General features: G+C 65.8%; 22 protein-coding genes. 11 read left to right on the top strand and 11 right to left on the bottom strand.

The genetic code is table 11. The features are described 5' to 3' along the window. Positions 1 to 28 precede the first annotated feature (28 nt). The 6 genes from Q0316_RS07895 to Q0316_RS07870 are packed head-to-tail and all read left to right on the top strand — an operon-like array spanning position 29 to position 5,543. The gene (locus tag Q0316_RS07895) at positions 29 to 262 is read left to right on the top strand and encodes a DUF6489 family protein (RefSeq protein ID WP_298671102.1); all 234 of its coding nucleotides are present in this window, start codon (positions 29 to 31) and stop codon (positions 260 to 262) included. Continuing rightward, complete coding sequence (gene mnmE, locus Q0316_RS07890) at positions 262 to 1,539, top strand: tRNA uridine-5-carboxymethylaminomethyl(34) synthesis GTPase MnmE (protein WP_298671101.1); 1,278 nt, start codon at positions 262 to 264, stop codon at positions 1,537 to 1,539. The genes Q0316_RS07895 and mnmE overlap by 1 nt, the downstream gene beginning before the upstream one ends. After that, on the top strand, positions 1,539 to 3,260 hold the full coding sequence (gene mnmG, locus Q0316_RS07885) for a tRNA uridine-5-carboxymethylaminomethyl(34) synthesis enzyme MnmG (protein WP_298671100.1): 1,722 nt from the start codon (positions 1,539 to 1,541) through the stop codon (positions 3,258 to 3,260). The genes mnmE and mnmG overlap by 1 nt, the downstream gene beginning before the upstream one ends. Continuing rightward, on the top strand, positions 3,257 to 3,871 hold the full coding sequence (locus tag Q0316_RS07880; protein WP_298671098.1) for an RsmG family class I SAM-dependent methyltransferase: 615 nt from the start codon (positions 3,257 to 3,259) through the stop codon (positions 3,869 to 3,871). The genes mnmG and Q0316_RS07880 overlap by 4 nt, the downstream gene beginning before the upstream one ends. After that, complete coding sequence (locus Q0316_RS07875) at positions 3,868 to 4,650, top strand: AAA family ATPase (RefSeq protein ID WP_298671097.1); 783 nt, start codon at positions 3,868 to 3,870, stop codon at positions 4,648 to 4,650. The genes Q0316_RS07880 and Q0316_RS07875 overlap by 4 nt, the downstream gene beginning before the upstream one ends. Then, positions 4,647 to 5,543 (top strand): ParB/RepB/Spo0J family partition protein, encoded by an 897-nt coding sequence (locus tag Q0316_RS07870; protein ID WP_298671096.1) that lies wholly within the window; start codon positions 4,647 to 4,649, stop codon positions 5,541 to 5,543. The genes Q0316_RS07875 and Q0316_RS07870 overlap by 4 nt, the downstream gene beginning before the upstream one ends. 4 nt (positions 5,544 to 5,547) lie before the next feature. Here the strand turns inward: Q0316_RS07870 and holA are convergent, their stop codons facing one another. From holA to Q0316_RS07850, 4 genes are read right to left on the bottom strand one after another with little or no spacing between them, the layout of a single operon-like run. Next, positions 5,548 to 6,573: a DNA polymerase III subunit delta gene (gene holA / locus Q0316_RS07865; RefSeq protein WP_298671094.1), complete on the bottom strand. Its 1,026-nt coding sequence runs from the start codon at positions 6,571 to 6,573 to the stop codon at positions 5,548 to 5,550. Then, positions 6,570 to 7,070: an LPS assembly lipoprotein LptE gene (gene lptE / locus Q0316_RS07860; RefSeq protein ID WP_298671092.1), complete on the bottom strand. Its 501-nt coding sequence runs from the start codon at positions 7,068 to 7,070 to the stop codon at positions 6,570 to 6,572. The genes holA and lptE overlap by 4 nt, the downstream gene beginning before the upstream one ends. Further along, positions 7,067 to 9,571, bottom strand: a complete 2,505-nt coding sequence (gene leuS / locus Q0316_RS07855) for a leucine--tRNA ligase (RefSeq protein WP_298671091.1) — start codon at positions 9,569 to 9,571, stop codon at positions 7,067 to 7,069. Before leuS ends, lptE begins: the two co-directional genes overlap by 4 nt. A 42-nt stretch (positions 9,572 to 9,613) precedes the next feature. Beyond that, a complete protein-coding gene (locus Q0316_RS07850; RefSeq protein WP_298671089.1) occupies positions 9,614 to 10,048 on the bottom strand; it encodes a DUF3576 domain-containing protein in 435 nt (144 codons plus the stop codon). Between the two features lie 216 nt (positions 10,049 to 10,264). On the opposite strand from Q0316_RS07850, the gene Q0316_RS07845 reads away from it, so the two are divergent. Beyond that, entirely contained in the window at positions 10,265 to 10,963 is a 699-nt protein-coding gene (locus Q0316_RS07845; protein ID WP_298671087.1) for a hypothetical protein, read from the top strand. A gap of 72 nt (positions 10,964 to 11,035) precedes the next feature. On the opposite strand, the gene Q0316_RS07840 is transcribed toward Q0316_RS07845, so the two are convergent. Continuing rightward, complete coding sequence (locus tag Q0316_RS07840; protein ID WP_298671085.1) at positions 11,036 to 11,509, bottom strand: thiamine phosphate synthase; 474 nt, start codon at positions 11,507 to 11,509, stop codon at positions 11,036 to 11,038. A 58-nt stretch (positions 11,510 to 11,567) separates the two neighbouring features. On the opposite strand from Q0316_RS07840, the gene Q0316_RS07835 reads away from it, so the two are divergent. Genes Q0316_RS07835 through ribA form a run of 4 tightly spaced genes read left to right on the top strand, consistent with a single transcriptional unit; the run spans position 11,568 to position 14,764 of the window. Further along, on the top strand, positions 11,568 to 12,248 hold the full coding sequence (locus tag Q0316_RS07835; protein WP_298671083.1) for a YggS family pyridoxal phosphate-dependent enzyme: 681 nt from the start codon (positions 11,568 to 11,570) through the stop codon (positions 12,246 to 12,248). Beyond that, positions 12,245 to 12,907: an HAD family phosphatase gene (locus Q0316_RS07830; RefSeq protein WP_298671080.1), complete on the top strand. Its 663-nt coding sequence runs from the start codon at positions 12,245 to 12,247 to the stop codon at positions 12,905 to 12,907. Before Q0316_RS07835 ends, Q0316_RS07830 begins: the two co-directional genes overlap by 4 nt. 28 nt (positions 12,908 to 12,935) lie before the next feature. Continuing rightward, entirely contained in the window at positions 12,936 to 13,718 is a 783-nt protein-coding gene (locus tag Q0316_RS07825; protein ID WP_298671078.1) for an exodeoxyribonuclease III, read from the top strand. After that, on the top strand, positions 13,715 to 14,764 hold the full coding sequence (gene ribA / locus Q0316_RS07820) for a GTP cyclohydrolase II (protein ID WP_298671076.1): 1,050 nt from the start codon (positions 13,715 to 13,717) through the stop codon (positions 14,762 to 14,764). Before Q0316_RS07825 ends, ribA begins: the two co-directional genes overlap by 4 nt. Positions 14,765 to 14,938: 174 nt before the next feature. Here ribA and Q0316_RS07815 read toward each other — a convergent pair whose 3' ends face one another. The 6 genes from Q0316_RS07815 to hemE form a co-directional block, all read right to left on the bottom strand. Continuing rightward, positions 14,939 to 15,541, bottom strand: coding sequence for an outer membrane lipoprotein carrier protein LolA (locus Q0316_RS07815; RefSeq protein WP_298671074.1), 603 nt, complete (start codon positions 15,539 to 15,541; stop codon positions 14,939 to 14,941). Between the two features lie 68 nt (positions 15,542 to 15,609). Next, on the bottom strand, positions 15,610 to 16,326 hold the full coding sequence (locus Q0316_RS07810) for a TerC family protein (protein WP_298671131.1): 717 nt from the start codon (positions 16,324 to 16,326) through the stop codon (positions 15,610 to 15,612). Positions 16,327 to 16,417: 91 nt separating this feature from the next. Continuing rightward, positions 16,418 to 17,569 (bottom strand): CoA transferase, encoded by a 1,152-nt coding sequence (locus tag Q0316_RS07805; protein ID WP_298671072.1) that lies wholly within the window; start codon positions 17,567 to 17,569, stop codon positions 16,418 to 16,420. Between the two features lie 208 nt (positions 17,570 to 17,777). After that, entirely contained in the window at positions 17,778 to 19,034 is a 1,257-nt protein-coding gene (gene rho / locus Q0316_RS07800) for a transcription termination factor Rho (protein WP_298671070.1), read from the bottom strand. 163 nt (positions 19,035 to 19,197) lie between these two features. Next, positions 19,198 to 19,656: a CopD family protein gene (locus tag Q0316_RS07795; RefSeq protein ID WP_298671068.1), complete on the bottom strand. Its 459-nt coding sequence runs from the start codon at positions 19,654 to 19,656 to the stop codon at positions 19,198 to 19,200. Beyond that, the gene (gene hemE / locus Q0316_RS07790; protein WP_298671066.1) at positions 19,656 to 20,675 is read right to left on the bottom strand and encodes a uroporphyrinogen decarboxylase; all 1,020 of its coding nucleotides are present in this window, start codon (positions 20,673 to 20,675) and stop codon (positions 19,656 to 19,658) included. The genes Q0316_RS07795 and hemE overlap by 1 nt, the downstream gene beginning before the upstream one ends. Positions 20,676 to 20,915 lie beyond the last annotated feature (240 nt).

The following is a 20,915-nucleotide window of genomic DNA, read 5'->3' as shown; positions in this document are numbered from 1 at the left end:
TGTCGCGCCGCTCAAGGAGTGCTTCGAAATGAAAGTGAACGTCGAGGTCGATTGCACCCCGGAGGAGGCGCGGCGGCTGATGGGGCTACCCGATCTCACCTCGATCCACGAAGCCTATATCGCCAGGATGAAAGAAGCGATGGATGCCGGGGTCAGGCCTGAGATGGTGGAGAATATGGTGAAGAACTGGACGCCGATAGGGGAAGCCGGCCTTTCCTTCTGGCAGCGCCTGTTCGAAGCGGGGACAAAGCCGGGCGGCTGATGGATACGATTTTCGCCGTTTCAAGCGGCCAGCCGCCGGCGGCCATCGCGGTGCTGCGGATCAGCGGCGCGCAAACCCGCGCCACGATCGAAGCGCTGGCTGGCGCGCTGCCTCCCCCTCGCCGCGCCACATTGCGCCGATTGCGCGATCACGATGGCGCGTTGCTCGATGACGCGCTGGTGCTCTGGTTCCCCGGTCCGAACAGCGCGAGCGGCGAGGATCTGGCCGAGTTTCACCTCCACGGCGGCATCGCGACCGTCGCCGCGGTGGAACGGGCGCTCGCATCGCGACCCGGATTGCGCCGCGCGCGTGGCGGTGAGTTTACGCAGCGCGCGCTTGAGAATGGGCGGATTGATCTGGCGCAGGCGCAAGGCCTTGCCGATCTGCTCGAAGCCGAAACCGAGATGCAGCGCCGCGCCGCGATAGCGAGCGTCGACGGCGAGATCAGCCGCGCCGTCGCGCGCTGGCTGGCGACACTCGCCACGATCGCCGCGCGAATCGAGGCGATGATAGATTTCAGCGATGAGGATGATGTCGACGCCGCCGACGCCGCGATGCTCGATGAAACCATCCGTGCGTGGCTTGGCGATCTCGACGCCATTCTCGCGCGCCCAACCGTGGAGCGGCTGCGCGAAGGGCACCGGATCGTGCTCGCCGGATCGCCAAACGCGGGGAAATCTTCTCTTTTCAACGCGATGATTGAGCGCGACGCGGCGATCGTAACGCCGATCGCGGGCACCACGCGGGACGTTCTCGAAACCCGTGTCGTTCGCAACGGCCAGTTGTTCACCCTGGTCGATACCGCGGGCCTCGCCAGCGCTACCACCGATCCGGTCGAACTGATCGGCATCGAGCGCGCCCGCCGCGCCGCCGATACCGCCGATATCGTGCTGTGGCTGGACGACACCCCCGCACCGCCCGGCTGGCCGGCCATCGCGCTTCATCCGCGGTGCGATCTGCCCGAACGGACATCGCCGCCGCCTGGCCGTATCGCCGTATCGCGCGACGATCTCGCCACGCTAGATCGGGTCTGGCGCGAGATCGAGGCTCGGACCGGATCATTGCTCGCCACCGATGGTGCGTCGCTGCGCGAGCAACAGCGCGCGGCGATCATCGCGGCGCGCGATGCAGTGGCGAGCGACGGGCTTGCGATTGATCTCTTGGTGCGCGCGGAGGGAGTGCGCTATGCGATGCGGCAATTGGCGGGCATCGTTGGCGCGGACGCGACCGAGGCGATGCTCGATGCGCTGTTCGCGCGCTTCTGCATCGGGAAGTGATGTTTCACGTGGAACAAGTTTATGACGTGATCGTGATCGGCGGCGGCCATGCCGGCACCGAAGCCGCCGCCGCCGCCGCAAGACGCGGCGCGCGCACCGCGCTGCTTTCACACCGCCGCGATCGCATCGGCGTGATGTCGTGCAATCCGTCGATCGGCGGGCTCGGCAAGGGGCATCTCGTCCGCGAGATTGACGCGTTCGACGGCTTGATGGCACGCGCCGCGGACGCTGCGGCGATCCATCATCGGATGCTCAACCGGAGCAAGGGGCTCGCGGTGCAAGGCCCCCGCATCCAGGCAGACCGCACGCGATACGCGCGATCAATACAAGCCCAGCTCAGCCAGCAACCGCAACTCGCGATCATCGAAGGCGAAGCGGTTGCGCTGATCGTCGAATCGGGAGCGGTCGCGGGTGTCGTCCTGGCCGACGCAAGCGAAATTCGCGCGCGTTCAATCGTTATCGCGACCGGGACTTTTCTCGGCGGGCGGATTTTTCGCGGTGACGAACAGGAGGAAGGCGGCCGTATCGGCGAGGCCGGCGCGACAAAGCTCGCCCGGCAGCTTCGCGCGCTGGACCTGCCGATCCGGCGCCTGAAGACCGGGACTCCCCCGCGCCTCGATGGGCGAACGATCGACTGGGCCGCCCTCACCCCCCAGCCATCGGATGTCGATGAATGGACGATGTCGCCGATGTCGCGTGGCCGCCCGCTCCCCCAGCTCGCCTGCGCGATTTCCCGCACCACCGAGCGAACCCACGCGATCATCCGCGATAACCTGCATCGCTCCCCACTGCACACCGGCGCGATCGAGGCGGGTGGCCCGCGCTATTGCCCCTCGATCGAAGACAAGATTCGCCGCTTCGGCGATCGCGACGGGCATCAGGTTTTCCTTGAGCCTGAGGGGCTGGATGATCCGCTGGTCTATCCCAACGGCATCTCCACCTCACTGCCAACGGACGTTCAGATCGCGCTCGTGCGCTCGATCCCCGGCCTGGCCGACGCCGTGATCGTCACCCCCGGCTATGCGGTGGAATACGATCATGTCGATCCACGCGCGCTCGATCATCGGCTCGCGCTCGGGGCGATGCCGGGGCTGTTTCTCGCCGGGCAGATCAATGGCACCACCGGCTATGAGGAAGCGGGCGCGCAAGGGCTCGTCGCGGGCGCGAACGCCGCCGCCCATGCACTCGATCTCGCGCCGCTGCTGCTCGATCGCGCAACCAGTTACCTCGCGGTGATGATCGACGATCTCGTTCTTCAGGGCGTGACCGAACCTTATCGGATGCTCACCGCGCGCGCCGAATATCGGCTGGCGTTGCGCGCCGACAATGCGGAGACGCGACTATCCACGATCGCAGATGAACACGCCCTGCTCGGCGCGGCGCGGCGCGCGCATGTCGCCGCCAGAGCGCGTCAGCGCGAGGCCATCGCGCGCGGCGAGCATTGCGGCGTCGATGCCGATCTGCTGCGCGAGGCCGAGGAGGACGCGCGTTACGCCCCGTATCTGGAGCGGCAAGCGGACGAGATCGAGCGAATGCGGCGTGACGCGACGATCGCAATTCCGCGCGGCGATGCGCTGGTCCACGTCAACGGGCTGTCGAACGAAATGCGTGAACGACTGCAAATCGCCAATCCCCATACGCTCGACGAAGCTTCCCGGGTGCGCGGCGTCACCCCCGCCGCGCTCACCGCGTTATGGCTCTACGCGAAGGCCAGTGCATGACCGAATCTGACGCACGCGCGTGGATCGAGCAGCGCTTTGGCTTGGAGGCTACCGCGCGGGTCGCGCGCTTTGCGGAGCAGGTGATCCGCGAAAGCGAGCGGCAGAATCTGATCGCACGATCGACGCTCGACACAATCTGGTCGCGCCACCTGCTCGATTCCGCACAACTCATCCCGCTTGCCGGTACGATCGGCGCTGACACGCGCTGGCTCGATATTGGTTCAGGCGCTGGATTCCCCGGCGTGATCGTGGCGCTGCTGACCGATGCCAGAGTAACTTTGGTCGAGCCCCGTCGGCGCCGCGCTGATTTTCTCGCCGAAGCACTCGCCGATGCGGCGAATGCCGTCGTCCTCACCGCAAAAGTCGAGGCGATATCGGTCGAGCCGCAACGGATCGTCACCGCGCGCGCGGTTGCCCCCGTCTATGATCTGTTCCGCGCCACGCGGCATGTTGCCGACATATCCACACGTTATATCCTGCCGCGCGGACGATCGGTGCACGTCGAGCTTGAAAGCGCGCGTCAGGGCTGGCACGGATTGTTCCACGTGGAACCAAGTATCACCGATGCGGAATCGGGGATTCTCATCGCAGAAAAGGTTCGCATCCGATGATCTGTATCGCGGTGGCCAACCAGAAGGGCGGCGTTGGCAAGACGACCAGCGCGATCAACCTCGCGACCGCGCTCGCCGCGACCGGCAAGCGCGTGTTGCTGATCGATCTCGATCCACAGGGCAATGCTTCCACCGGGCTGGGGATCGAACACGGGCTGCGCACCGTGTCGAGTTATCACGTGCTGGTTGATGGCACTCCGATCGAACATGGTGTGATCGGCAGCGGCATTCCCCGGCTGGAGATCCTGCCCGCGACAGTGGATCTGTCCGGCGCGGAAATCGAGCTTGTCGAGCTAGAGGCGCGCACGCACCGTCTGCTTCGCGCGATCGAAGCATGTGGCCCGCGCTGGGATATCGTGCTGATAGATTGCCCGCCCTCGCTCGGGCTGCTGACGATCAACGCGATGGTCGCTGCGGATTCGCTGCTCGTCCCGCTGCAATGCGAATTTTTCGCGCTCGAAGGGTTGAGCCAGTTGCTGAGCACGGTCGAGCGGATTCGCGCGCGCTTCAATCCGTCTCTGTCGATCATGGGCGTCGCGCTCACCATGTATGATCGCCGCAATCGGTTGACCGAACAGGTCGCGACTGATGTTCGCGCGGTGCTGGGCCGTGTCGTGTTCGACACCGTTATCCCGCGCAACGTCAGGCTTTCCGAAGCGCCGAGCCACGGCCTGCCCGCGCTGATCTACGATCATCGCTGCAGCGGATCGGAAGCGTATATCGCGCTGGCACGGGAATTGATCGCGCGGCTTCCCCGCATGAAAGAGGCCGCCGCATGACCGATCGTCGCCCCCGCCCCGGCCTTGGCCGCGGGCTCAACGCTTTGCTCGGCGATTTCGCGCGCGACGAGGCGGAAACCGCGAACGAGGGGCATTCGGCCACCGGCGTGCGGCTGATCCCGGTCAGCTCGATCGCCCCTCACCCCGGCCAGCCGCGGCGGCATTTCGATGAAGCCGCGCTGGCCGAGCTTGCCGCGTCGATCGCTGAACGCGGGTTGATCCAGCCGATCATCGTCCGTCCGCACGGCCATGATTACCAGATCGTCGCGGGCGAGCGCCGCTGGCGCGCGGCGCAACGCGCGCGGCTGCACGAAGTGCCCGTCGTCGTCCGCGATTATAGCGATAGCGACACGTTGCAGATCGCGTTGCTGGAAAACATCCAGCGCCAGGATCTAAATGCGATCGAGGAGGCCGAAGCCTATCACCGGCTCGCCGAGGAATTCGGCCATACCCAGGAAGCGCTGGCGAAGATCGTCCACAAATCGCGCAGTCATATCGCCAACTTGCTGAGATTGCTTGATCTTCCTCACGACGTTCAGGCGCTCGTCGTCGATGGCAAGCTGTCGATGGGCCATGCCCGCGCGTTGATCGGTGCGCCCAGCCCGGCGGCGCTGGCGCAGGAAGTGATCGAAAAGGGGTTGTCCGTCCGGCAGACCGAGCGGCTGGCGAGCGCGGCCAAGCCCGATACGCAGCGTGGCTCGCGCGGAATGGCGGCTTATCGGCAGGATTCGCCGGATGCCGATATCATGGCGCTGCAACGGCAATTGTCCGATCTGCTCGGCCTCAATGTGCGCATCCAGCACGGTGAGCGTGGCGGGTCCATCACGCTGGATTATTCGACGCTCGATCAACTCGATATGGTGTGTCAGCGGCTGAGCGGGGAACGAATCTGATCGCTCAGCGCCGCTCCTGGCGGCGCGCGCGCTCCGCTATTCCCAGCATCCCCTGATCGGCAAGCACCACCCCCGCCGTTCCGCCCGCCATCAGCGCGCGCTCTATCCGCCGCACGCGCCGCTGCGCCTCCACCAGCGCCTCGGGCGTCCAGCGACGCAGCGCGGCGGCGGTGGCCGCTTCCTCACGGAAAAACACGCGGTGACGCTTGATAACCGCGCCGATATCGCCGCCCGCCGCAACGTCGGCGCGCATCTCCGCCAGCCCGCCCAGCCGCCGCGCAAGCTGGCGCAACCACGGGATCGGCGACCCGCCGCCCTCGCTCATCCTACATAACCCGGCACCCAGCTCCGCAGTACGCCCGGCAATCACTCCCTCTACGATCTCGGACATTTCCGATTCGCCCAGATCCGCGCCCACCGCGTCAAGCGCCGCGTCGTCCAGTTGCTGCGGACGATCCAGGCCAGCATCAAGAAAAAGCGCCAGCTTCTCCAGTTCACGCGCCATCACCGCGCGATCGCCGCCAGCCGCCTGCACGAGCCGCCGCGCAGCACCGCCCATCATGCGCAACCCGTGTTCGCGTGCGAGTTGCGCCGCCAGCGCCTCCGCGCTCTCGCCCACCGGGGCGTAGCAGGCCGCCGCCAGCGCCGTATCCGCCTCCAGCGCGCGCTTCACCAGCCGGCTGGTCGCCTTGAGCGACGGCGCGATCATCACGACCGGGTTTCCGGCGCGCTCGGCGCTTAGCAATGCTTCAACCGCTGCGGTGGTTTCATCGCCCGCGCCGGTCACCCGAATATAGCGCGCACCACCGAACAGCGAGAGCGACGCCGCCTCGTCAGCGAGGCGCGCCGAATCCGCCTTGAGCGCCGCGCCATCGAAATCCACCCGCTCAGCCTCTGGCCCCATCGCGCGGCCAAGCCGGTCAGCGAGCGCGGTCGCGCCGGATTCGTCAGGACCGTAGAGCAGGTATAGCCGGATATCCGCCGATGGCCGATCGAGCGCTGCCTTGATCCGCGTCTCGCTGGCCTTCATTTCGGCGCCGTCTCATTCCTCGCATAGAGCGCGACACGCGCGACGATCTGATCGGCGACGATATCGCTCAGCCGCTCCAGCGCGGTGCTCTCCGCCGCGATCGTGGCATATTCGGAGGTGACGACATCAATGCCGGCATCCGATCCGGCGGTGGCGTCGAGCACCACCGTGCCCGTATCGAGCGCGACAAGCTGATAGCGCGCGCGCAACGTCCGCCGCTCTCGCGTGACGCTGTTGTCGCTGCGCACCGCAAGGCCGATGATCTTGTCGTCGAGCTTCACGTCGAGCCGATAGCGCGCGGTTTGCGCACCGCTTTCACCGAACCGATCGCGGAGCGCATTGGCGACGAGCCAGCCCGATTTGCCCTCGATCGGCGCCACCTCGACCTGACCGAGCGCCTGCGCCACCGGCCCCGAGCCTCCCGCCGTGTAGAGCGGCTGAAGCCCGCATCCGCCGAGCGAGAGCGCCAGCGCGAGCAAGGCGGCGAGCCGCGTCATGCGACGATATTCACCAATCGGTCCGGCACGACGATCACCTTCTTCGGCGATTTGCCCTCAAGGATACGGAGCACCTTGTCGCTCGCCAGCGCCGCGGCCTCGATCGCGTCCTTCGGCTGCCCCTTGGGCAAGGTGAGCGTATCGCGCAGCTTGCCGTTGACCTGGATCGCGATCACAACCTCGGCATCGACCAGCAGTTCGGGATCGACCGCAGGCCATGCGGCATCGGCGATCAGCCCCTCACGCCCCGCCTTTTGCCACGCCTCCTCCGCGAGATGGGGGGCCATCGGTGCGACGAGGAGCATCAGCGTTTCGATCGCGATACTGCGCGACGAGGAAGGCGCCGCTTTCTCGATCGCATTGGTGAGTTCGTAAAGCTTCGCCACCGCCTTGTTGAACGATAGCGCCTCGATATCGGCAGCGATGCCGGCGATCGTCTGGTGAAGCTTGCGTGTCAGCGCAGCATCCGCCCCCTCGCCCACCACCGGCGCCTCGAACAGCCGCCACAGCCGCTGGGTGAAGCGCCACGCGCCCTCGATCCCCGCCTCGCTCCACGGCAGATCGCGCTCGGGCGGCGAATCGGAGAGCATGAACCAGCGCACCGCGTCCGCACCATATTGATCGACGATGCCGGTAGGATCGACGGTGTTCTTCTTCGATTTCGACATCTTCTCGACGCGGCCGAGCGTGATCGGCGCGCCTGAGGAAATCTCGATGCCGTCGCGCACCTCGTCCGGCGCCAGCCAGCGGCCATCGGCGGATTTATACGTCTCGTGCGTCACCATGCCTTGCGTGAACAGGCCGGTGAACGGCTCGGCCACGTCGATCATCCCGACATGGTTGAGCGCGCGCGTCCAGAAGCGCGCATAGAGCAGGTGAAGGATCGCATGTTCGACCCCGCCGATATACTGCCCGACCGGCAGCCAGCTTTCCGCCACCGCCCGATCGAACGGCTTGTCTTTCGGCTGGCTGGCGAAGCGGATGAAATACCACGATGAATCCGCGAAGGTATCGAGCGTGTCAGTCTCGCGCGTCGCATCCGCGCCGCATTTCGGGCAGGCGACATGCTTCCACGTCGGATGGCGATCGAGCGGGTTGCCGGGCGTGGCGAAGCTCACATCCTCCGGCAACACCACCGGAAGCTGATCCGCCGGCACCGGCACCGCGCCACATGCGGCGCAATGGATGATCGGGATCGGCGTGCCCCAGTAACGCTGGCGGCTCACGCCCCAATCGCGCAGGCGATAGACGGTGGAGCCGCTGCCCCAGCCCCCTGCCTCGGCGCGGGTGATGACCTCGCGCTTGGCATCCTCCACGTCCATCCCGTCGAGGAAGTGCGAATTCACCAGCGTGCCCGGCCCGTTATAGGCCTCATCCTCGTGGAATTCGGGCGCGTCCTTCGCGCCATCGGAGACCACGCGACGGATCGGCAAATGATATTTGGTGGCGAATTCGAAATCGCGCTGATCGTGCGCCGGCACGCCGAAAACCGCGCCGACGCCATAATCCATGAGCACGAAATTGGCGATATAGACCGGCAATTGCCACGCCGGATCAAAGGGATGCGTCGCGGTCAACCCGGTATCGAAGCCCAGCTTTTCCTGCGTTTCCAGCTCGGCAGCAGTCGTGCCACCCTGCTTGCAGCGCGCGACGAACGCCGCTGCCTCGGCATTTTCCGCCGCGATCGCCTGGGCGATCGGATGGTCCGCCGCAACCGCGACGAAGCTGGCGCCGAAGATGGTATCGGGGCGTGTGGTGAACACCTCGACCTGATTCTGCGCGCCACCCGACAAGGCGAAGCAGAAGGTCAACCCCTGGCTCTTGCCGATCCAGTTCTCCTGCATCAGCCGGACCTTTTCCGGCCATTGTTCCAACGCCTTGAGGCCGGAGAGCAGATCGTCCGCGAACGCGGTGATCTTGAGGAACCACTGGTTGAGCTTGCGCTTTTCCACCAGCGCGCCGGAACGCCAGCCGCGCCCGTCGATCACCTGCTCATTGGCGAGCACGGTCATGTCGACCGGATCCCAGTTCACCGCGCTTTCCTTGCGGTAAATCAGGCCGTGTTCGAGAAACTTGAGGAACAGCGCCTGTTCGTGGCCGTAATATTCCGGCTCACAGGTGGCGAGTTCGCGCGTCCAATCCAGCGCGAAGCCCAGCCGTTTGAGCTGCGCCTTCATCGTCGCGATATTGTCACGCGTCCAGCCGCCGGGGTGGACGCCCTTTTCCATCGCGGCGTTTTCCGCCGGCATACCAAATGCGTCCCACCCCATCGGATGGAGCACTTCCATGCCCCGCATACGGCGGAAACGCGCCAGCACGTCGCCCATGGTATAATTGCGCACGTGCCCCATGTGGATGCGCCCCGATGGATAGGGGAACATCTCCAGCACATAGCTTTTGGGTTTGGGGCTGTCGTCGCGGGCGGCGAAGGTGGCACGGTCGTCCCACACCTTCTGCCAATGGGCGTCAGCCTTCAGCGCGTTGAAACGGGTGTTGCTCATTTATCTCTTGTCGGTCGGGCGGCGCACGGGATCACCCGCGCGTCAGCCGGTGATCGAAGCGCGCCGCAGATCGCGCGCACGGGTCAGGATGATGTCTTCCAGCTTCTGCGTGGTAGATGCCGCGACCGGCGCGGATACCCACTGGCCGCCGCGATTCACCTCGCGCAGCGCAGCGACGCGCAGCGCATCCGCGCGCAAATCCTGATCGAGGATCGAGACGGTCACCTTCATCCGCTCGGTCGGCACCTGCGGGTTGACGTACCAGTCGGTCACGACGACGCCGCCGTTCGAATCCGTCTGGAGCAGCGGCATGAACGACAAGGTGTCGAGCGTCGCGCGCCACAGATAGGAATTGACGCCGATCGTGGTGATCTTCGACGCGGCGAGATCGGCCTCGGGGCGGGCACGATTGTGCCCGCACGCGGTAAGGGCGAGGGCAGCGCCAACGGCTAGCGCGAGACGCAACGGGCGGAACATCGGCATCGTCCTGAAAGCGAGGGAAACAGCAGCCGCAACCTCTACAGACGCACCCCGCCGCCCGCAAGCGGGGCCGGTATGTGGGCCTGATGCAACACTTAGCAATAAAGCGACTCTATAGATGGTGCGTCCGGATCGAATCATGTTAGGCGCATTTTCGATCCGGTTTGGGTTGTGGAGAAACTCGTGGTCGCTGCACGCGCGATTGCTGGCGGAATGATCGTGGCGCTCGTCGCCGCGGCTGCCGCCGTCGCGCCCGCGATCGGGGCCACCGAAGTGGGTCAACGCACGGCGAAGAAAGTGGCTGCCGCAGCCGCAACCGCCCGCTTTTCCAGCAGCTTCACGCCGTCCGCCGCTGATCCCAGGCTCGCCGCCGTATTCGCGCGCGGCGGGCTCGATGGCGCCGATGTCGGCGAGTTCCGCTTCACGCCGGCGGAAACACGGCAGGGGAATCGCGCTGTCACCGTCGCGGTACGCGCCCGTTCGACTCGCACGGGTGACGGAACGACTCGCTTCGCCGCCAATGCGGCCACCGTGGGAATCGCGCCGATCGCCTATAATCTCGGCGCGGCGATCGGCTGGCAGCGCTTCGCCGTCTCGGGCGATATCTCACGCGTCGATGTCGGGCCGCAGCCAGGCAGCCGCGAATCGGCGGATGTTGCGGTCAGCTATTCGCTCAATCGCTTCACGGGTCGCGTGAAGGCCACCGCCGATCGCCCGCTGGCCGGCGCACCCAAGGCGATCGACAATAATTCGAGCTATGCGATTGATGTCGGCGGCTCCTATTCGCTGACCCGTAACATAGATCTGACCGCAGGCGTTCGGTACAAGAGCGAGCGGGAGCGGCTGACGCAGTTCACCGACGATCGCCGCGACAGCCAGGCGGTTTATGTGGGCACCGCCTTCCGTTTCTGACGCGCGGGCGTCTTTTCGTATCGTTTGAACGTGCCGTGTGATCGGCGCTTTCGAACCTCACCAAATTCATTGTCACAGCCAGGCGTCGATCGCCGCCCAACCATCGAATCCGGTAAGGCGGGTGAAGCGCGCGCAATCCATCCCGCCAAGCGCGATGCACCGTGCGGGCATCCCGCGCGCGATCGCCGCCGCCCGCCGCGACCCAAGCACGACCGCGCCGGGATGCGAGCGCGTGGCAAATACCGGCGAAATGAACAGCACCGCCGCCCCGTGACGAACGCCTGTTGCCGCCTCGCGTCGGGAGTGCGCCGGCCAGGTGGTTAGCCCCGCCCCGCGCCGGCCATGCGTCCCCATCTCACCCGCGAACCGCGTCGGCCCGGCGCGCACCAGCACCAGTTCACGCCGTCGCGCGATCCGCAACAGCCGCGCGAACAACCGCCGCCGCTCGGCCTCGGGCGTGACATAGTGGCGAAAGACGATCCCCGAACCGCGCGGCAGACGCCGCACCGCCACCCACAGCCGATCGCCGACGCGCTCGTCGGTCATCAGCCAAAGGCGCGGGACGGGGTGGCGGGGAGGCATCGCGCTTCCTATAGCGCGGCACATGCCTTCCGCCGAGATGTCTCCGCCCGCGCGCCTCGCCTCGATTCAGGAGCGCGTCGCACATGCCGCCAAACCAGCGCGCCGCTCACCCGCCGATGTCACGCTGATCGCCGTATCCAAAACGCACCCCGCCCATGCGATCACCCCGCTGCTCGCCGCCGGCCAGCGCGATTTCGGCGAAAATCGCGTGCAGGAAGCGCAGGAGAAATGGCCGGCGCTGCGCGAACAATGGCCTGAGACGCGGCTGCACCTGATCGGCCAGCTCCAATCGAACAAGGCGGCGGAAGCCGTTACGCTCGCTGATGCGATCCATGCCGTGGATCGCCCGTCGCTGGTCTCCGCGCTGGCAAAAGCGATGGACACGCAAGGCAAGCGCCCGGCGTGCTTCATCCAGGTCAATATCGGCGCCGAGCCGCAAAAAGGCGGCTGCGCGATCGAGGAATTGCCCGCGCTGCTCGCCGCAGCGCGCGTGGCGGAGCTGCCGCTCGCCGGGCTGATGTGCCTGCCCCCCGCCGATGTGGAGCCGGCACCCTATTTCGCGTTGCTCGCCAAGCTGGCACGCGATCATGGCCTTGCCGGGCTCAGCATGGGCATGTCCGGCGATTTCGAAACCGCCGTGCTGCTCGGCGCGACCCACATCCGTGTCGGCAGCGCATTGTTCGGCGCGCGAGCCTCGAAATGAAGTTCGACGCGATCCTTTTCGATTTCGACGGGGTGCTGATCGAGAGCGAAGCGGTCGGCAACCGCCAGATCGCCGACTATCTCACCTCGATCGGCCACCCGACGACCCCCGCGCAATCCATGGCAAATTTCATGGGCTTGTCCGGCGCCGATTTTCTGAAGCGGATCGAAAAGTGGATCGGCCGCCCGATCCCGGACGATTTTTACGCGGCACGCGAGGCGGAGGATGCGCGCGTGATGGCCGAGGGGATAGAGGCGGTGGCCGGCGCGGTCGCGTTCGTTGAATCGCTTCCCGCCGATCTGCCGCGCGCGATCGTCTCCTCCAGTTCGACACGGTGGATTCGCCGCCACCTCGATCATATCGGGCTGGCCGGCGCGTTCGGCGACCACGTTTATTCCGGTCGCGAACATGTCGCCAACGGCAAGCCCGCCCCCGATCTGTATCTCTATGGCGCAGATCGTTTGGGGGTGCCGATCGAACGCTGCGCGATTATCGAGGATTCGCCCGTCGGCGCGACCGGGGCGGTGGCCTCGGGCGGCCATGTCATCGGGCTTTGCGCGGGTAGCCATTGCGCGCCGGATCATGCCCAACGGCTCCGCGCGCTTGGCGTGCAGGCAATCGCCCATGATTTTGGTGAGGTAGCGCGCCTGCTCGACTGACGCCTTCGTGGCGGTTACACGCGATCGCGTGAAAATCGTCAGCTGGAACATCAATTCGGTGCGGTTCCGCATCGCCATCGTCGAACAATTCCTGCGTGAGGCGGCGCCCGATATCCTGTGCCTGCAGGAAACCAAGGTGATCGACGCCGATTTCCCGGCAGATGCGTTCCGCGCGCTCGGCTATGAGCACATCCTCGTCCACGGCCAGCGGATGCACCACGGCGTCGCGATCATCAGCCGCGTGCCGCTGGTGGAGGACGACCGGCTCGATTGGCAGGCCAATCGCGAGGCCCGGCATATCGGCGTGCGGCTCGCCAATGGCGTGCGGCTGGAAAATGTCTATGTCCCCGCCGGCGGCGACGTGCCCGATCGCGCGGTGAACGCGAAATTCGGGCAGAAGCTCGATTTCGTCCAGCGCATGACCGACTGGTCGGAAAAGCTCGATCGCCCGACGATCCTGACCGGCGATTTCAACATCGCCCCGCTGCCCAGCGACGTTTGGAGCCACAAGGCGCTGCTCAAGGTCGTCAGCCACACGCCGATCGAGGTGGAGTCGCTGGATCGACTGAAGGCGTCGAACGACTGGGTCGATCTCGGGCGACATTTCCATCCCGCCCCGGCGCGACTCCATACCTGGTGGAGCTATCGTTCACCCGATTGGACCAAGAACGATCGCGGCCGCCGGCTCGATCATATGTGGGCGACCGGCGAGGTGGCGAAAACGGCTCGGTCGCACCATGTGTTCGAGGCATGTCGCAATTGGGAAAAGCCATCGGACCATGTGCCGATCATGACCGAGTTCGATTTTTGAGCGATCCGCGCCAGGCCGCGCGGGCGATCGACGCACTGCGGCGCGGCTGGCCGATCCGCATCGGCGCGCTGGCGCTGTTGCCGATCGAGACGGCGGACGCGGTGCGGCTCGCGGCGTTCGATGCGGCGGACAACGCGCCCGTATTGCTGTCGGCGGGGCGGGCGGTGACGCTGAAACTCGCCAACCAACTCGAAGCGGCGGTCCCCGACGCGCCGGTGCTGGTCGATCGCGCGCCCTGGCTCGATTTCGCGGCGGCGACCGCGCTGGCCGATCCGCAACTCGATCTCGCGACTCCGCTCAAGGGGCCGTTCCGCGCTATCCATCTCGATCACCCGCAAGACGCCGCGGCGGCACTGCGGCTCGCGCGGATCGCGGGGCTGCTCCCCGCCTTTTTCGTGCTGCCCGATGGCGCGGGTGAAGTGACGATCACCCCCGCCGATATCGACGCGCACGAGGATGCGATCCGGCTGACGATCGCGGCACGCGCGCGCCTGCCCGTCGCGCACGCCGAGGATGCGGAGATCGTCGCCTTCCGCACGCCCGAATCGCCCGGCGAGCATGTCGCACTGGTGATCGGCGCACCGAACGGCCAGCCGCCGCTGGTAAGGCTGCACAGCGAATGCCTGACCGGGGACGCGCTGGGCAGCCTGAAATGCGATTGCGGCCCACAGCTCGACGCGGCGATCAGGACGATCGAGGCGAGTGGCTGGGGCATCCTGCTCTATCTGCGGCAGGAGGGGCGTGGAATCGGGCTGGTCAACAAGCTGCGTGCCTACGCCCTCCAGGATCAGGGGCATGATACGGTGGACGCCAACACCCGGCTCGGCTTTGCGATCGACGCGCGCGATTTCGGGGTGGCGGCGCGGATGCTGGCGCTGCTCGGCCAGCATCGGGTGCGGCTGATGACCAACAACCCCGCGAAGGTCGCCGGGCTCGAAGCCGCCGGAATCAGCGTCACCGAGCGTGTGGCGCACGCACTGCCGCCCAATCCGCACAACGCGCGCTATCTCGCCACCAAGCGCGATCGCACCGGCCACCAGCTCTAGAAATGCTAAGGCCCCCGCTCCGGGGGCTTGGAGCGAGGGCCAGCCTGACGTTCGTCACGCAGGGGGAGCAGGGTTGTCCGAGCAACAGGGGGAAAATCCCGGAGCCCCGCGTCCACCTTGATCTTCTACACGCGTAAACCTGTCGCTGCGGTGAACGATTGTAAGAAAACGCCGCTAGCTGTGCGCCGGGTTCCTCCGCGGGTCGTTCCAGCGGAACGTTCCGTCGTCCACCGGCATGTTGAAGCGTTGATCCGACAGGCGGATCGTCGTGCGGTTGCCCTGGCTGTCGAGCATCACCCAGCCTTGCAGCATCAGCCCGCCCGGCGCGGAATCGTCGCGCGCGAACACCAATGTGATCCGGCCATATTCCGGATGCTTCGGATCATAGCCTTCCACCGACAGCACGCGCGGATCGGCGGAGGGCACGATTTTGGCATAGCCGCTGATATCCTTGTTCGGATTTATCAGCACGCCAAGCGGGGTGTTGCCGATCGGCCAACGCTGCACCTGTTTCACTGAATAATCTATGAAAGTCAGCGCCTTGCCATCGCCGACGATCAGGATCGGCACGCCCTTTTCATATTGGAAGCGGATCTTTCCGGGCTTCTTCAAGGTCAATGTGCCGTTGAGCACCTTGCCGTTGCGATCCGTCTGGCTGAACGCGGCGGTCATGCTTGTCACCGCCGCGAGATGCCGCTGCACCTGCGCCAGATCGCCGGTCTGCGCGAGGGCCGGGGCGGCGGTCACGATGGCCGCGAGCGGCAGGAGGAATTTCACGCCGATTCTCCAATGTCCATGATTACGGTTATCTTCAACGCGCGTTGAATGCACCGTGAACCCACGGTTCAGAACAATGACATCAACCCCAGCGTACTTTCCGTGCCGATCCAGCCTTCATACATCATCTTGAGCGCGACAAAGAGGATCACCGCTAGCCCGACATAGGCGATCCAGCGATAGCGATCGATGATCCGCGCGATCCAGTTGGCCGCCAGCCCCATCAGCGCGACCGACAGGATCAGGCCGACGACCAGAATCCCCGGATGCTCGCGCGCCGCGCCCGCCACCGCCAGCACGTTATCAAGGCTCATCGACACATCGGCCACCGCGACCGCCCAGGCGGCGCCAGCGAAGCTCCGCGCGGGCGACAGGCCCGATTGCTGGCTGTCGTCGGCAAGGTCCGCCCCGTGCCCGCCGCTCCTGATCTCGCGCCAGAACTTCCAGCTGACCCACAAGAGCAGCAGGCCGCCGGCGAAGATCAGCCCGACGATCCCCATCAGCCAGGTGACCATCAGCGCGAAGATGATGCGCAGCACCAGCGCCGCGACGATGCCGATCAGGATCACCTTCTTGCGCTGATCGGCTGGCAGCCCGGCGGCCAGCGCCCCGACGACGATCGCATTGTCGCCCGCCAGCACCAGATCAATCATCAACACCTGCCCGAACGCGGCCAGCGCCGCCGGCTCGGTGATATTCGAGAAATCGGCGACGATATGCTGCCAGATATCGCCAAGCGATCCGGGGCCGGCAACGGCGGCCACAGCGGCAAGTAATGTAAGAATCAACGCGATAACTCCCGGCGTTAGACCGAAGCGAACGACCGGGCCGCCGTCTCGGTTGCGTTCGCGTGTTACAAGCCCGCGCCGCCGGCGGCTATAGCGGGCGGCGCGCGCCAAGCATTTCGCGGATCGCCGCGCCATCGGCATCGAGCGCGGGGGCGCGGCGCGGCGCGGCCACCGGAACGCCGAAATCGAGCGGCGGGGCGGGCAATAGCGCCGCCTCCCCCGCGAACGGCGCATAGCAGCCGGCGGCGATCGCCTGCGGATCGCGCGTGGCATCCGCGACGCTCTGCACGGCGGCGAAGATCAGATCCTCCGCCGCCAGCGCCGTGCGCGCCTCATCCCATGTCATCGCGCCGAAACCGGCATCGAGCAGCGCGACCAATATCCCGACATGCTCGCGCCGCGCCCGCACCCCGGCAAAGCGCGGATCATCGAGCAGCTCGGGCCGCCGCGCGGCGCGGGCGATCGCCGGCCAATCCCCATCCCCGCCCGAACGCGGCACGATGATGAACCATTGCCCGTCGCCAGAGCGGAAGAAATTGCTGAGCGGATTGATCGCCTGCTGGCGCGGGCGGGGTGAGGCAAGGCGGCCAAGCTGGAGCTGGATGGCATGTTCCGCCCCGCCGATGAACACGCCGACGCGCAGCAGCGATCCCTCGATCTTCTGCCCTTCCCCGGTGCGCTCGCGATGAAACAATGCCGCCATGATCCCCGAGGTGAGCGCGAGCGAGGCGCTGTGATCGCCGATCCCGGTGCGCAACAGCGGCGGCTCCCCACCCTTCACCGTGGCGAGCGAACACAACCCCGAACGCGCCCAGAAAGCGGTGAGATCGAAGCCCGGCTTGGCCGCATCCGGCCCGCTGGCGCCATAGCCGCTGAAATGGACGTAGATCAGATCGGGGCGGATCGCCTTCAGCTCCTCCCACCCCAGCCCCAGCCGCGCGAGGCTTGCCGCACGCGTGTTGGTGACGAACACGTCGGCGGTGGCGATCAGTTCGCGCAGCGTGGCGCGCTCGTCTTCCCGTTCCAGATCGAGGACGATGGATTGCTTGCCGCGATTTTCGAGATCGAACACGCGGTTTTCCGCGATCTCATCGCCGGTGAATCCGAAAAACTGGCGGTATGGATCGCCCCCCGGCGCCTCGACCTTGATTACCTCCGCCCCCCAATCGGCAAGCTGGGCGCACGCGCCGGGCGCGGCGACATAGGTGGCAAGCTCGACGACGCGGATGCCTTGCAGCAACGAACCTCTCCCTCGTTTTGGGGAAGGGGATAGGGGTTGTGCGGGGAAAGGCAAACGGCACGGCTGGGCCTATCCTTCGCTTCGGGAAAGGAGATACCGCTGAGAAGCAAACGGCGCGGCAAAGCCGCGCCGTCGGTCGGTGCGCCGGTGCGCACCGCCGGCCGAACCTGTGCGAGTCCTGCCGCGATGCGCGGCAGGCCGCACTTGGTTATTGATTCATGCTCTCGAAGAAATCCTCGTTGGTCTTCGAATCCTTCATCTTGCCGAGCAGGAATTCCATCGCGTCGACGGTGCCCATCTGCATCAGGATGCGGCGCAGCACCCACATCTTGGAAAGCGTGCCCTTCTCGACCAGCAGCTCCTCCTTGCGGGTGCCCGATTTGCCCACGTCGATCGCCGGGAAGATGCGCTTGTCCGCCACCTTGCGATCGAGCACGATCTCGGCGTTGCCGGTGCCCTTGAACTCCTCGAAGATCACCTCGTCCATGCGGCTGCCGGTGTCGATCAGCGAGGTGGAGATGATGGTGAGGCTCCCGCCTTCCTCGATGTTGCGCGCGGCGCCGAAGAAACGTTTCGGGCGCTGCAACGCATTGGCATCGACGCCGCCCGTCAGCACCTTGCCCGACGAGGGGACGACGGTGTTATAGGCGCGGCCAAGGCGGGTGATGTTGTCGAGCAGGATCACCACATCCTTCTTGTGCTCGACCAGCCGCTTGGCCTTTTCGATCACCATTTCGGCAACCTGCACGTGGCGCGTCGCCGGCTCGTCGAAGGTGGAGGAGACAACCTCGCCGTTCACCGTGCGCTGCATGTCGGTGACTTCTTCGGGCCGCTCGTCGATCAGCAGCACGATCAGGAACACTTCCGGGTGATTGATGCTGATCGCGCGCGCGATATTCTGCATCATGATCGTCTTGCCGACGCGCGGCGGGGCGACGATCAGGCAGCGCTGGCCCTTGCCGATCGGGGTGACGACATCGAGCACGCGGCCCGACTTGTCCTTGATCGTCGGATCCTCGATTTCCATCTTCAGCCGCTCATCGGGATAGAGCGGGGTGAGATTGTCGAAGTTCACGCGGTGGCGGACGCGATCGGGGTCTTCGAAATTGACGCTGATGAGCTTGGTCAGCGCGAAATAGCGTTCGCCGTCCTTGGGCGCGCGAATCTCGCCTTCCACCGTATCGCCGGTGCGCAGGCCGAATTTGCGCACCTGATTGGGTGACACATAGATATCGTCGGGGCCGGCGAGATAATTGGCCTGTGGCGAGCGGAGGAAGCCGAAGCCGTCGGGCAGCACCTCGATCGTGCCTTCGCCCATGATCTGATCGCCGTTCTCCGCCTGAACCTTCAGGATGGCGAACATCAGATCCTGCTTGCGCAGCGTGGATGCGCCCTCGACGCCAAGCTCCTCGGCAAGCTGGACGAGTTCCGCCGGAGCCTTTTTCTTCAAATCTTTCAGATGCATATCTGTCGTGTCCCGATGGGATCGGTAAGGGAGTTCAGCTCGGACGGCGGATAACGCTGGCGAACAAAGCTGTAAGGAGGCGATGGCGCAGAATAAGCCCCACCGTTGTGCCGACCTAGAAAGCGCGCCGCGCCAAGTCAAGCGCGCGCACGCCGGCCAGGCCTCAGAACGGCCGCACGATCACCAGAATCACCGCCAAGGTGGCGGCGAGCGCGGGAATCTCGTTCATCATCCGCAAGGCGCGGTTGCTGACCGTCACCTGCCCGCGCGCGAGCTTCTTCGAATAGCCCACCGCCCAGCCGTGATAGGCCGAAAGAAGCACCACCACCGCAAGCTTCACATGGAGCCAGCCCAGCCCCGGCGTTCCCGCCAGCAAGCCGATATTGACCGCGAGCAGCAGCCCCATCACCCACACCAGAATCATCGACGGCGTCAGGATGATGTGGCGCAGCCGGCGTTCGCGCTCCACCCAGCGCGCGGCATCGGCGGGATCGCCCAGCCCTTCCTGGTGATAGACCAGATAGCGCGGCAGCATGAACATCCCCGCCATCCAGAAGATGACGAAGATCACATGCGCCGCCTTCACCCAGCCATAAGCGACGCCCAGGAATCCCGGCTCCATCAGTTCCTCCTCACCCGCGCCACCAGTTGCTCGACATGCGCGATCGGCGTGTGCTGGCCGATGCCGTGCCCGAGGTTGAAGATGTGCGGCCGATCGCGGAACGCCGCAAGCACCCTGTCCGCGCCGCGCGCCAGCGCATCGCCGCCGGCCTCCAGCGCGAGCGGATCGAGATTGCCCTGCACCGGCATCCCCTTGGGCAGCACCGCATCGGCCCACACCGGATCGACAGTTTCGTCCAGCCCGATCGCATCGACCCCGGTTTGCGTGGCGTAAGCGGCAAGTTTGCCGCCCGCGCCCTTCGGAAAGCCGATCACCGGCACGTGCGGATGCCGCGCCTTCAGCGCCTTCACGATCCGCGTATTGGGCGCGATCACCCAGCGATCGAACTGTTCGGGCGAAAGGCTGCCCGCCCAGCTATCGAACAATTGCACCGCCTCCACCCCCGCCTCGATCTGGCCGGAGAGGTAATCGACCGTCATCGCCGCGATCGCCTCGACGATCGCCTCGAATGCGGCGGGGGAGCGATAGGCGAAACCGCGCGTCTCGCCCTGATCGCGGCTGCCATGCCCTGCGACCATATAGGTGGCGACCGTCCACGGGCTGCCCGCGAAACCGAGGAAGGTCACGTCCGCGGGCAGATCGGCCTTCACCCGGCGCACCGTGGCATAGACCGGATCGAGCCGATCCGCCGCGCGCCGCAAGTCGCCCAGCGGATGATCGACCAGCGGCGGCGACAGGCGCGGCCCCTCGCCCGGCCCGAACGTCAGCTCCTGCCCCAGCGCCCAGGGCACCATCAGGATATCGGAAAACAGGATCGCGCCATCGAAGCCGAAGCGGCGGATCGGCTGCAACGTCACCTCGGCGGCGGCGTGCGGGTCGGTCGCGAGCGCGAGGAATCCGCCCTTTTCCGCTCTCAGCGCGCGATATTCGGGGAGATAGCGCCCGGCCTGCCGCATGAGCCACATCGGCGGGGTGGCGGGGCGATCGCCGTTCAGGACGTTGAGCAGGGCCTTGGTCATCAGGGTTGCGCGTCCTTCTACCAGAATAAGAGATTCAAGAATGTTGTTGATGTGGTTGGCGCGTGGGTTGCGGGGCTTATGCATGGTTGCCGGAAATGCCAACAGCTTGACCGCGCGGCATTCGGGGGAATCGCGACGATTCGGGAATCCTTGTCCACGTTATCCACAGCCTGTGGAGGAACTTCGCGATCGTGGACGGGTTTGTGGACGAATCAGACGTTATCCACGCCGCCCGATCCG

The organism is uncultured Sphingomonas sp. (genome assembly GCF_937871615.1).
In the GTDB taxonomy this organism is placed as follows: domain Bacteria; phylum Pseudomonadota; class Alphaproteobacteria; order Sphingomonadales; family Sphingomonadaceae; genus Sphingomonas.
The sequence above is the reverse complement of the archived record's forward strand: the minus strand, read 5'-3'. Positions and strand labels throughout refer to the sequence as shown.

Coding starts and splice junctions, on each gene's coding strand:
- rho (WP_298671070.1), bottom strand. CDS start 19,034: ATGCATCTGAAAGATTTGAAGAAAAAGGCTCCGGCGGAACTCGTCCAG.
- Q0316_RS07845 (WP_298671087.1), top strand. CDS start 10,265: ATGATCGTGGCGCTCGTCGCCGCGGCTGCCGCCGTCGCGCCCGCGATC.
- Q0316_RS07880 (WP_298671098.1), top strand. CDS start 3,257: ATGACCGAATCTGACGCACGCGCGTGGATCGAGCAGCGCTTTGGCTTG.
- mnmG (WP_298671100.1), top strand. CDS start 1,539: ATGTTTCACGTGGAACAAGTTTATGACGTGATCGTGATCGGCGGCGGC.
- Q0316_RS07835 (WP_298671083.1), top strand. CDS start 11,568: ATGCCTTCCGCCGAGATGTCTCCGCCCGCGCGCCTCGCCTCGATTCAG.
- lptE (WP_298671092.1), bottom strand. CDS start 7,070: ATGACGCGGCTCGCCGCCTTGCTCGCGCTGGCGCTCTCGCTCGGCGGA.
- holA (WP_298671094.1), bottom strand. CDS start 6,573: ATGAAGGCCAGCGAGACGCGGATCAAGGCAGCGCTCGATCGGCCATCG.
- Q0316_RS07870 (WP_298671096.1), top strand. CDS start 4,647: ATGACCGATCGTCGCCCCCGCCCCGGCCTTGGCCGCGGGCTCAACGCT.
- Q0316_RS07850 (WP_298671089.1), bottom strand. CDS start 10,048: ATGTTCCGCCCGTTGCGTCTCGCGCTAGCCGTTGGCGCTGCCCTCGCC.
- hemE (WP_298671066.1), bottom strand. CDS start 20,675: ATGACCAAGGCCCTGCTCAACGTCCTGAACGGCGATCGCCCCGCCACC.
- Q0316_RS07795 (WP_298671068.1), bottom strand. CDS start 19,656: ATGGAGCCGGGATTCCTGGGCGTCGCTTATGGCTGGGTGAAGGCGGCG.
- Q0316_RS07875 (WP_298671097.1), top strand. CDS start 3,868: ATGATCTGTATCGCGGTGGCCAACCAGAAGGGCGGCGTTGGCAAGACG.
- mnmE (WP_298671101.1), top strand. CDS start 262: ATGGATACGATTTTCGCCGTTTCAAGCGGCCAGCCGCCGGCGGCCATC.
- Q0316_RS07840 (WP_298671085.1), bottom strand. CDS start 11,509: ATGACCGACGAGCGCGTCGGCGATCGGCTGTGGGTGGCGGTGCGGCGT.
- Q0316_RS07895 (WP_298671102.1), top strand. CDS start 29: ATGAAAGTGAACGTCGAGGTCGATTGCACCCCGGAGGAGGCGCGGCGG.
- leuS (WP_298671091.1), bottom strand. CDS start 9,571: ATGAGCAACACCCGTTTCAACGCGCTGAAGGCTGACGCCCATTGGCAG.
- Q0316_RS07830 (WP_298671080.1), top strand. CDS start 12,245: ATGAAGTTCGACGCGATCCTTTTCGATTTCGACGGGGTGCTGATCGAG.